The organism is Actinomyces succiniciruminis (genome assembly GCF_900002405.1).
GTDB classification, from domain to species: domain Bacteria; phylum Actinomycetota; class Actinomycetes; order Actinomycetales; family Actinomycetaceae; genus Actinomyces; species Actinomyces succiniciruminis.
On record NZ_LK995525.1, the window covers coordinates 1,962 to 12,793 of the forward strand.

General features: G+C 69.9%; 9 protein-coding genes. 8 read left to right on the forward strand and 1 reads right to left on the reverse strand.

From position 1 onward, the window contains the following. Window positions 1-63: 63 nt before the first annotated feature. Window positions 64-780 carry a purine-nucleoside phosphorylase gene (deoD, locus tag BN1056_RS10185; protein WP_210580908.1) on the reverse strand — a complete coding sequence of 239 codons (717 nt, stop codon included), beginning with the start codon at window positions 778-780 and terminating at the stop codon, window positions 64-66. 266 nt (window positions 781-1,046) lie between these two features. Here deoD and BN1056_RS10190 point away from each other — a divergent pair, with 266 nt between their 5' ends. From BN1056_RS10190 to BN1056_RS10225, 8 genes are all read left to right on the forward strand, one after another. After that, entirely contained in the window at window positions 1,047-2,624 is a 1,578-nt protein-coding gene (locus tag BN1056_RS10190) for a sodium-dependent transporter (RefSeq protein WP_073328059.1), read from the forward strand. A gap of 1 nt (window position 2,625) precedes the next feature. After that, window positions 2,626-2,799, forward strand: a complete 174-nt coding sequence (locus BN1056_RS10195; protein ID WP_210580909.1) for a methionine/alanine import family NSS transporter small subunit — start codon at window positions 2,626-2,628, stop codon at window positions 2,797-2,799. Between the two features lie 68 nt (window positions 2,800-2,867). After that, window positions 2,868-3,683 (forward strand): HAD-IIB family hydrolase, encoded by an 816-nt coding sequence (locus BN1056_RS10200; protein ID WP_210580911.1) that lies wholly within the window; start codon window positions 2,868-2,870, stop codon window positions 3,681-3,683. Window positions 3,684-3,688: 5 nt separating this feature from the next. Beyond that, window positions 3,689-5,560, forward strand: coding sequence for a metallophosphoesterase family protein (locus tag BN1056_RS10205; protein ID WP_244671646.1), 1,872 nt, complete (start codon window positions 3,689-3,691; stop codon window positions 5,558-5,560). A 148-nt stretch (window positions 5,561-5,708) separates the two neighbouring features. Then, entirely contained in the window at window positions 5,709-6,446 is a 738-nt protein-coding gene (locus BN1056_RS10210; RefSeq protein ID WP_210580914.1) for a vitamin K epoxide reductase family protein, read from the forward strand. Continuing rightward, on the forward strand, window positions 6,443-7,195 hold the full coding sequence (locus BN1056_RS10215; protein ID WP_210580916.1) for a metal-dependent transcriptional regulator: 753 nt from the start codon (window positions 6,443-6,445) through the stop codon (window positions 7,193-7,195). The genes BN1056_RS10210 and BN1056_RS10215 overlap by 4 nt, the downstream gene beginning before the upstream one ends. Then, window positions 7,192-7,662, forward strand: coding sequence for an HIT family protein (locus BN1056_RS10220; protein ID WP_210580918.1), 471 nt, complete (start codon window positions 7,192-7,194; stop codon window positions 7,660-7,662). The genes BN1056_RS10215 and BN1056_RS10220 overlap by 4 nt, the downstream gene beginning before the upstream one ends. A 199-nt stretch (window positions 7,663-7,861) precedes the next feature. Continuing rightward, window positions 7,862-10,832, forward strand: a 2,971-nt coding sequence (locus tag BN1056_RS10225) for a leucine--tRNA ligase (RefSeq protein ID WP_210580920.1), incomplete at its 3' end; no start/stop codon positions are given.

Genomic DNA, 10,832 nt, shown 5'->3' on the forward strand with positions numbered 1-10,832 from the left:
CCCGCCGCGTCTGCGCCGTCACCTGGCGCCATGCGCCAACAGCCCGACGGCGATGGTTCGGAATCAGCTCAGGGCAGCGGCGACCGCGAGCTGGAGCGAGTCCTGGAAACGGGTCTCCCGTTCGGCTGCGGTCATGTCACCGGAGTGGTCCAGCAGGTGGTCGGAGATAGTCAGCACCGCCAACGCCTGCTTGCTGAACTCGGCGGCCACCCCGTACAGGGCCGCCGCCTCCATCTCAACGCACAGGGTCCCGTAGGCGGATAGACGCTCCGTCTGCCCCTCGGGTGTGAAGTAGAAGTGATCACGGGAGATGATCGTGCCGGTGTGCAGCCGCTCGCCCATGCCGGCCTCGACGCCCGCGCGATAGGCGGCCATGGCTAGGCGGAAGTCGGCGACGGCCGAGAAGTTCACTCCGGGGATGCGCAGCTGGTTCATCGCCGAATCGGTGTGGGCTCCGGTGGCAATCACAACATCACCCACATGCACCTGCTTGCCGATGCCGCCGGCCGTGCCCACGCGAATGATTCGCTCGACCCCATACTGGCTGAACAGTTCCGTAGCGTAAATGGAGAAGGACGGCTGCCCCATGCCCGACCCCATCACGGACAGCGGCTTGCCGTCTACGGTGCCGGTGAAACCGAGCATGCCGCGCACATCCGTCACCAGGCGGGCATCATCCAGCAGTCCTTCCGCGATGCGCTGGGCACGGCGTGGATCTCCGGGCATCAGCACCGCAGGGGCGAAGTCTCCGGGCTCGGCGGCAATGTGAGGCGTGGCCATGGTTGTCCTTTCAGTTGTCCGTCAACGTGCGCTTTCAGCGGCTCCGGTGGTACCGAGCAGTGCTGAGTGCACGACACGCCAGTCTCGCACATGCCGTGTCAGCTCGGGGTGGGGATACCCAAGTGGTGCCATCAGAGGCTCATGTCCGGATGGCGGGACGTCATGGGCGGGTGCCTCGTCTGCGACTATCGTCCTACCGATTCAATGCCTGTGCGATCGACACGGGCGGCCGGCATGCCGGTTCCCCACAACCCGGAAGGTTCTTAATGCCATCCAGCCCCGGATCCTCAACCGCCGTACAGATGCCCGCACGCGAGCAGTGGAGCGGGCAGCTCGGATTCCTCTTGGCTGCCATCGGATCCGCGATCGGTCTGGGCAACATCTGGCGTTTCCCCGGCACCGCCTACACCAACGGCGGCGGCGCCTTCATGATCCCCTACATCATCGCCCTGCTGATCACCGGCCTGCCCGTACTCTTCCTCGACTACGCGCTCGGACACCGTTTCCGCGGTTCCGCTCCGGCTGTCTTCCGCCGGGTATCCAAGCGGTTCGAATGGCTCGGCTGGTGGCAGGTGTTCATCTGTTTCATCATCATGACCTACTACGCCGTGATCGTAGCCTGGGCGCTGCGCTACACGGTGTTCTCCTTCACCACCGCCTGGGGCGACGACGCCGCAGGCTTCTTCAGCGACTACATCGGCCAGACCAGTCTGGCCGACCCCTCCACCCCGGCGTACTCGCCGGTTCCGATCCTGGGTGTCGCCATCCCGCTGGCGCTGGTATGGGCCTTCGGCATCTTCGTCGTGGCCCGCGGCATATCTCGCGGCGTGGAGCGCGCCAACCGGGTATTCCTGCCCGTACTGGTAGTCATGTTCGTCATCCTGGTGATCCGGGCCATCTTGCTGCCCGGAGCTACGGACGGCCTGAACACGCTGTTCACCCCCGACTGGAGTCGACTGACCGATTACACCGTGTGGGTGGCCGCTTTCGGACAGATCTTCTTCTCCCTGTCCATCGGCTTCGGCATCATGCTCACCTACGCATCCTACCTCAAGCGCCGTTCCAACCTGGTGGGTACCGGCTTCACTGCCGCCTTCGCCAACTCCTCCTTCGAGATCCTCGCCGGCATTGGCGTGTTCGCCACGCTGGGGTTCATGGCCCATGTCGAGGGCGTGTCGGTGGCCGACCTTGAGGGCATTCAGGGCGTCGGGCTTGCCTTCATCACCTTCCCGACCGTCATCTCGCAGATGCCGGGTGGTGCCCTGTTCGGCGTCCTGTTCTTCGCCTCCTTCTCAATGGCGGGGCTGACCTCCTTCATCTCCATCCTGCAGGTGGTCGCTCCCGCCATCGGCGAGAAACTCGGCCTGTCTAACGGCAAGGCCACGCTGGCGGCCGGACTGCCCAGTGCCGCGCTGTCATTCATCCTGTTCAGCACCGGTTCGGGACTGTGGGATCTGGATATCGTCGACGCCTACATCAACTACATCGGCGTGGTCGGCTCCGCCATTGTCATGTGCGTCGGCCTCGGCCTGGTGCTGCGTCGGCTGAAGGAGCTGCAGCGTCATCTCAACCTGGTCTCCGACACCCGCATCATTGGCGGCTGGTGGCGTGGCCTGGTGGCGGTGATCGCCCCGCTGCTCCTGGGCTACATGTTCGTCCAGAACGTCTGGTCCTACGCGACCAACGGTTATGACGCGTATTCTGCCGGTCTGCAGGGTGTGTTCGGATGGGGTGTGATCTTCCTCGTCGTAGTCGCCACGATTGTGTTCACACGCATGCCCTGGCGCACGCCGGTAGACGACTACGCGCCTCTAAACCTGGATGTGCTTGAGGAGGTGAAGTGAGATGACCGGACCGGCAGTCGCCGTAATGCTCGTCGCCATCGTGATCATCTGGGGCGGTCTGGCTGTTTCCGTGACGGCCCTGGTCGTGCGCGGACGCCGTGAGGACGTTGAGGCCCGGGAGGCCGCGCTGGCTGCCGCCCACGAGCACCTCAAGCACCCGCAGGACGCCCGGTGAGGACACGGGACACTCCCGCGCCCGGACCTGGTTTCGTAGCAGCGCAAACGTGCGCCACAATTCACCCCATGCGCTCGACTCCGCTTCGGCCCGCCGCCGCCGACACGCCCGCTGCACCCCGGCTGGTCGCCTTCGACCTGGACGGGACGCTCGCCCCCTCTAAGTCGCCCATGCCCGAGCCCATGGCCGCCGCGTTGCGTGCCCTGCTGGACGTCGTGCCCGTGTGCATCATCTCCGGGGGGCAGATCGGGCAGTTCCGCGAGCAGGTACTAGCCCGTCTGAACGCCAGCGACGACGAGCTGGGCCGGCTCCACCTCATGCCCACCTGCGGCACCCGCTACTACACGCATAATCCCGAGGACGGCGACTGGACGCTGGTCTACGCCAACGACCTCACGCCCGCCCAGGTTGAGCAGGCGTTCACCGTCGTCGAGGCGGAGGCCCGCCGCCTGGGGCTGTGGGAGGAGCACACCTGGGGGCCCGCCTTGGAGGACCGCGGCAGTCAGATCACCTTCTCCGCCCTGGGGCAGGAGGCACCGTTGGACGCCAAACAGGCTTGGGACCCCACGGGGGAGAAGAAGGGCCGCCTGCGCGACGCCGTCGCCGCCCTCCTACCAGGCCTGGAGGTCCGTTCCGGCGGCTCCACCAGCGTGGACATAACCCGCAAGGGTATCGACAAGGCCTATGGCATGAACCGGCTCGCCGAGGTCACCGGCATCCCCTTGGAGCAGATGCTGTTCGTGGGTGACCGGCTGGACCCCGAGGGCAACGACTACCCGGTCAAAGCGCTGGGTGTGCCCTGCCAGGCGGTGGACACCTGGGAGGACACGGCCGCTTTCGTCGCGGACCTGGCCGCGCGCTTGGCGGCGGGGGAGCGGAGCTGACCGGCGTGCCTAAGGCTCGGCGGTACACCCGCGGCGCCCTCACCGGACGGCTCGGCCAGCTGCGTGACGGCTCCCGCCGCTGGTGGCGCTCCCGCACTGTCCGCTTCCGCAAGGGCGCGCGCACTGCCGTGCTGCTCCTCCTGAGCAGCCTGGCGTCGCTGGCGATTGGTGTGTCCACCGCGACCGCGTCCTCACCCCTGGGACCGCACGAGGCCCAATGGTCGGTCACTCTGGACTCCACGCTCACGGTCGATCTCGGTCCGCTCGGCTCGGTGGTTCTGGACTCGCCGGTCGGCTTGCTCGGTGTCGAGGTGGTCGTCGGCGAGATCCCGGGAGAGCCCGATCCTGACGCCGTCTCCCCCGACACCCTCGGCCAGGCGCTCAGTTCCGACGGAGCCGCCTACGTCGCCCTGGTCACCCACCCCGAACTGACGATTGAGCGCGGCCTGCGCGCCCTGGCCGACGACGCCTTGCGGCGCGCCGGCCTGGTCGAGTCGGTACTGCTGACCCTGGTTACGGTCGGACGCCTGGCCGGACCGCGACCACCTCACCGCAGTCCACGCCGCCTACCCCGCAACGCCAAGGTGTTGGCGTTCGCCTCCGCCGCCGCGGTCGCGATCGCCGTCGTCGTCCCGGCCGTACGCAGCGGCCCGCAGCCGGGCGCCCGGCTGGAAGTGCTCGCGGGCACGCCCGTTCAAGACGCGCGTCTATCCGGGCGGGTCGCCGACATCGTGCAGGCGTATGGCCCGCGTGTTTCCGCCTTCCTGGAGGAGAACACCGCCTTCTACACGGCCGCCGAGCAAAACCTGCGGGCGGCGTGGCAGGCCTCCGCCGCGGTCGACGGCGCCGTCGACGTCACCGCGGTCGACGGCGCCGTGGATGAGGACGCCGTGGCGGAGGCCTTCCGTGCGGCTTCCGCCCGCGGGACCACGCCGATGGCGGTGGCCACTCCCGAGGTCGCCCCGCTGCCGACGGCCACCCCCGAAGCCGAGCCCACCGCGACCCCCACCACCCCGGTCACGGGCAGCTGGGCGGTCGACCAGGGGGAGACCACCACCGCGGTGCTCTCCACCGACCTGCACTGCAACCTCGACGTCATCGCCTTCACCGGCGTGCTGGACGAGCTCGCGGGCGCCGACATCCACATGGATGACGGCGACCTGACGATGACCGGCAGTCAGCCCGAGTCGATCTGCGTGGACGCCCTGTCCAACGCGGTCCCCGCCGGCGTCGCCCGGGTAGCCACCATCGGCAATCACGACTCCGAATCCACCGCCGAGCGACTGCGCGCCCAGGGGTGGACCGTCACCGACGGCACCGTGCAGGAGGTGGCCGGGCTGAACGTACTCGGCGACGTCGACCCCGACCGCACCTCCGCCAGCGGCACCGTCCCCCGCGGTGACGAGGATGCAGCCGGGCTGGGCGCTCGCCTGGCCGAGGTCTCCTGCCAGGCGGAGCAGGCGGGCAACCGGGCCGACGTGGTGCTCATTCACCAGCCCTACACTTTCGATCCGCTGATCGCGGATGGCTGTACCCCGCTGCTGCTCGCCGGCCACGTTCACCAGGAACGGGGCATGACCACCACCTACGGCGGAAACCTCGCCGTCACCCAGCTGGTCTCCGGCGCCGGCAAGGGCGGTACCTCCATCGGTGAGGTCACCGACGACGCCTACCTGCACCTGCTGTCCTTCAACGCCGACGGCGACCTGCTCGCCTGGCGCACTGTGACCCTGCACCCGGACGCCTCGGTGACCGTGGGCGCCTGGGAGGCGGTGCCCGCCGCGCAGGAGACCGGCGACCAGGCTGCGCAGAAAACGGACGCCACGGTCGAGCAGAACACGGAGGCCGCCCACGGCGGTGACAGCGCAGCCAACTAGGCCGCGCAGGCGGGCGGCCCCTGCCGCCGTCGGCCGGCATGACCAACGCCGATTCGTGCCACAACGGCCGTGAGGCACAATTGGGGCGCGCGCCCCGGAGCGGCCGGGGCGTGCCCATGTCCCCGGGAGAGGATGAGGAGATCCGGCGATGACACACGTGCCCACACAGGCCGAGGTCGACGCGATGATCGACGCGATGAGTGAGGAGGAGCTGGACGCCTATCTGGCCGGCGAATCCAATCTCGCGGTCGGCGCGACCGCCCCGGACGTGAACGCCGGCGGCCCCGAAACCGACGCCACCGCCACCGGCGCCCCCCGCTCCTACGCCGTACTGCTCGTGATCGGCTCCCTGATCGGCATCGGCGCCTGCTGGGAACTGATTGCCAGCCAGATCAGCCAATTGCGCGAACCCGACGCCGCCCTCGTCTGCGACGTCAGCCCGCTGGTCTCCTGCGGGGACTCCTTGAATGCGTGGCAGGGCAATCTGCTGGGCGTGCCCAACTCCTTCGTCGGCGCCATGGCCTTCGCCCTGCTGACGCTGATTGGGATGTTGCTTGCCGCGGGGGTGCGGCTGCCCCGCTGGGTCTGGTGGGGCCTGGTCGCCGGCACCGTCTGCGGCATCGGCTTCGTGGCCTGGTTCCTGGCCACATCGGTGCTCACCTTCGGCAAGCTCTGCCCGTTCTGCACCCTCATCTGGCTGGTGACCATACCGATCGCCACCAACACGTGGGGGCGCGCCGCCGCGGGCGGACACTTGGGGCTGCCTCCAGCCGCCTCTCGTCGGCTGCTGGCCGGGCGCTGGTGGATCGCCGGGGCCATGTACGCCGTCATCGCCGTCATCGTGCTGGTGGCGTTCTGGGACGGCTGGGTGGCGATGCTCCGGTGACGGCGGCCGCCCAGACCCCGGCCGACAGTTCGGCCGTCACCCAGGACTACCTCAAGGCCGTGTGGGCGGCCAGCGAATGGGGCGGCAAGGGCGCCTCCATTACCGGCCTGGCCCGGCGCATGGGGGTGGCGCCGTCGACCGCCTCGGAGAATGTGGCCCGCCTGGTGGAGGCGGGGCTGCTCGAACACGCGCCCTACCGGGCCGTCACCCTGTCCGACCGCGGGCGGCGCCTGGCACGGGCAATGGTGCGTCGGCACCGCCTGCTGGAGACCTACCTGGTGGCGGCGCTCGGTTTTGAGTGGGATGAGGTCCACGCCGAGGCGGAGGTGCTCGAGCACGCCGTCTCCGACCGGCTGCTGTCCGCCCTCGACGCCGCCCTGGGGCATCCGGCCCGGGACCCGCATGGCGACCCCATCCCGGCGGCGGACGGCAGCGTCGTCGTCCCCGCCCTGTGTGCCCTCGAAACCCTCCAAATCGGGCAGTCCGGAGTGGTGGGCCGCATCAGGGACGACCCGGCCCTCCTGAAGCAGCTGACCCGCGCCGGCATCGGGCTGGACACCCGCATCGTCGTCTTCGGGCGTGATGGCTCCGAGGACGGGCGGCCCACCAGCAGCGTGCGCGCGGCGCGGCCCGAGGGCGACCCGGCGGCGGACGCGGTCGACGCCGTCGTCCCGGCGGGGAGCCTGTGGGTGCTGGCGTCCTCGGAGCCGGCGGAGACACGGCCACAATCATCTACGCTGGGTCTGTGACCGACACAACCAACCCCACACCATCCGTGTTCACGAAGATCATTGGCGGCGAGCTGCCCGGGCGCTTCGTCTGGGCCGACGAGCTCTGCGTCGCCTTCGCCACCATCGCCCCGCACACCGACGGGCACGTCCTGGTCGTGCCCCGGCAGCAGGTCGTCTCCTACGTGGACGCCTCCGACGAGCTCATCGCCCACCTGGCCATCGTCGCCAAGCGCATCGGCCGCGCCCAGACGCGCGTGTTCGACGCCGCGCGCGCCGCCGTCATGGTGGTGGGCTACGAGGTGGACCACCTGCACCTGCACGTGCTGCCCATCCGCGCCGAGGCGGATGTGGCGCCGGCAGCCGCCCGGCACGACGTGCCCGCCGCCGAACTCGACGCCGCCATGGAGCGCCTGCGCGCGGGCCTGCGCGAAGACGGCTGGGGCCGGAACGTACCCGCTGCCCTGGGCTCCCCGGCCCTGGCCTGAGATCCCTCCGAACCTGCGCGCGCGTCGGACCGGCCCGGACGTGACCGGCGTCGCGGCTCCACCAATCGGACCGGCACCGGCGCCGGGCCGGGTGGGGGATAGGCTGGCCCGCAGCAACGGGGCCGCGCGCCGTTCGGCCTGCCCGCCGACGGCGCAGCGGCCCCGCCCCATCCACACGACCTAAGGGAGCACTCCCGCGATGACGGAGAACAGCCGGGCGCAGCAGACCACCGACAACCCCACGCCGTACCGGTACACGGCCGACCTGGCCGGACGCCTGGAGACCGCCTGGCAGGACCGGTGGGAGCGCGAGGGGACCTTCAACGCCGACAACCCCGTCGGCGCCCTGGCCGGCCCCGACGCCGCCAAGGAGAAGTTCTTCCTGCTGGACATGTTCCCCTACCCCTCCGGTAAGGGCCTGCACGTGGGGCACCCGCTGGGCTACATCGCCACCGACGTCGTGGCTCGCTTCACCCGCATGACCGGCAAGAACGTCCTGTACACCATGGGGTACGACGCCTTCGGCCTGCCGGCGGAGCAGTACGCGGTGCAGACCGGCCAGCACCCGCGCATCTCCACCGAGGCGAACATCGCCAACATGCGCCGCCAGCTGCGCCGGCTCGGCCTGTCCCACGATCCGCGCCGTTCGCTGGCCACCATCGACGTTGACTACGTGCGCTGGACCCAGTGGATCTTCCTGCAGGTGTACAACTCCTGGTTCGACCCGGACGCCCCCCGCCGCGACGGCCGCGGCGCCGGCGCCGCCCGCCCCGTGAGTGAACTGATCGAGAAGCTCGCCTCCGGGCAGATCCCCACCCCCGACGGCCGCTCCTGGGCCGAGCTGACGCCGGGGGAGCAGGCCGACGTCGTCGACGCCCACCGGCTCGCCTACGTATCCTCCGCCCCGGTCAACTGGTGCCCCGGGCTCGGCACCGTGCTGGCCAACGAGGAGGTCACGGCCGAGGGCCGCTCCGAGCGCGGAAACTATCCCGTGTTCAAGCGGAACCTGCGCCAGTGGATGATGCGCATCACCGCCTACGGCGACCGGCTGGCCGAGGACCTGGACACGGTGGACTGGCCCGAGAAGGTCAAGACCATGCAGCGCAACTGGATCGGCCGCTCCGAGGGCGCCGAGGTGACCTTCGCCCTGCCCGAGGCCGACGCCGTCGGCGCCAGCCAGAACGAGCTGACCGTCTACACCACGCGCCCCGACACCCTGTTCGGCGCCACCTTCATGGTGGTCGCCCCCGAGCACCCGCTGCTGGGCGGCCTGTCCGGCGCCAGCCCGGAGCAGGATGCCGCCGCCCTGACCGTGCCGCAGGCCTGGCCCGAGGGCACCCGTGACGCCTGGACCGCCGGTTACGCCACCCCGGCGGAGGCGGTGGCCGCCTACCGGGCCCGCGCCGCCCAGGCCACGGAGGCCGAGCGCACCGACACCGAGCGCACCAAGACCGGCGTCTTCACGGGGCTGTTCGGTACCAACCCCGTCAACGGCGCACAGGTGCCCGTCTTCGTCGCCGACTACGTGCTCATGGGTTACGGCACCGGTGCCATCATGGCCGTCCCCTCCGGCGACCAGCGCGACTGGGACTTCGCCCGCGCCTACGACCTCGACATCATCGCCACCATCGCCCCACCGGAGGGATTCTCCCTGGACGAGGCCGCCTGGACCGGCGACGGGCAGATCATCAACTCCGCCAACGCCGAGATCGACCTCAACGGCATGGGCAAGGACGAGGCCAAGGCCGCCATGACCGCCTGGCTGGAGTCCAAGGGTTACGGGCACGGCGCCGTCACCTACCGACTGCGCGACTGGCTGTTCTCCCGCCAGCGCTACTGGGGCGAGCCCTTCCCGATCGTCTGGGACGAGGACGGCCGCCCCCACGCCCTGCCGGAGTCCATGCTTCCGGTGGAGCTGCCCGAGGTCAGCGACTACTCCCCGCGCACCTACGACCCCGACGACGCCACCTCCTCCCCGGAGGCGCCGCTGGGCAAGGCGAGCGAGTGGGTGGAGGTCGAGCTCGACCTCGGTGACGGGCTCAAGACCTACCGGCGCGAGACCAACACCATGCCCCAGTGGGCCGGCTCCTGCTGGTACGAGCTGCGCTACATCGACCCCACCGACGCCGAGCACCTAGTCGATCCCACCAACGAGGCCTACTGGATGGGGCCCCACCCCGAGGCCGGCAATACCTCCGGCGGCACCGACCTGTACGTCGGCGGCGTCGAGCACGCCGTCCTGCACCTGCTCTACTCCCGCTTCTGGCACAAGGTGCTCTTCGACCTGGGGGTCGTGTCCTCCTCCGAGCCGTACCACAAGCTGTTCAACCAGGGCTACGTGCAGGCCTACGCCTACACCGACGCCCGGGGTCAGTACGTGCCCGCCGACGAGGTCGAGGAGACCCAGGACGAGGCCGGCAAGCCCGTTTTCACCTGGCAGGGGCAGCCCGTGAGCCGCGAGTACGGCAAGATGGGCAAGTCCTTGAAGAACATCGTCACTCCCGACGACATGTACGACGCCTACGGCGCCGACACCTTCCGCGTCTACGAGATGAGCATGGGCCCGCTCGACCAGGACCGCCCCTGGGACACCCGCGCCGTCGCCGGCGCCCAGCGCTTCCTGCAGCGGCTGTGGCGCAACGTCGTCGACGAGACCACCGGCGAGGTGACGGTGTCCGACGCCCCCGCCGATGAGGCCACCCGGCGCCTGGTCGCCCGCACCATCGTGGGCGTGCGCGATGACTATGAGGGCATGCGCCTGAACACGGCGATCGCCAAGCTGATCGTGCTCAACAACCACCTCACCGGTTTGAAGACAGTGCCGCGCGAGGCCGTGGAGGCGCTGGTGCTTATGGCCGCGCCCGTCGCCCCGCACATCTGCGAGGAGATCTGGCAGCGGCTCGGGCACACCCGCTCGCTCGCCCACGAGCCCTTCCCGGTGGTCACCGACGAGGCGCTGCTGGCGGCCGAGAAGGTCACCTGCGTGGTGCAGGTCAAGGGCAAGGTCCGCGACCGCCTGGAGGTCGACCCCGACATCGACGCCGCCGAGCTGGAGAAGCTGGCCCTGGCCGCCCCCGGCGTGGTCCGCGCGCTGGACGGCCGCGGCGTGCGCAAGGTGATCGTGCGCGCCCCCAAGGGGTCTCCCCGGCCTCGCCGTCGGCCACCGGGTA

Excerpts from the sequence above, each read along its gene's own strand:
- deoD (WP_210580908.1), bottom strand. The coding sequence starts at position 780 with ATGGCCACGCCTCACATTGCCGCCGAGCCCGGAGACTTCGCCCCTGCG.
- BN1056_RS10190 (WP_073328059.1), top strand. The coding sequence starts at position 1,047 with ATGCCATCCAGCCCCGGATCCTCAACCGCCGTACAGATGCCCGCACGC.
- BN1056_RS10195 (WP_210580909.1), top strand. The coding sequence starts at position 2,626 with ATGACCGGACCGGCAGTCGCCGTAATGCTCGTCGCCATCGTGATCATC.
- BN1056_RS10200 (WP_210580911.1), top strand. The coding sequence starts at position 2,868 with ATGCGCTCGACTCCGCTTCGGCCCGCCGCCGCCGACACGCCCGCTGCA.
- BN1056_RS10210 (WP_210580914.1), top strand. The coding sequence starts at position 5,709 with ATGACACACGTGCCCACACAGGCCGAGGTCGACGCGATGATCGACGCG.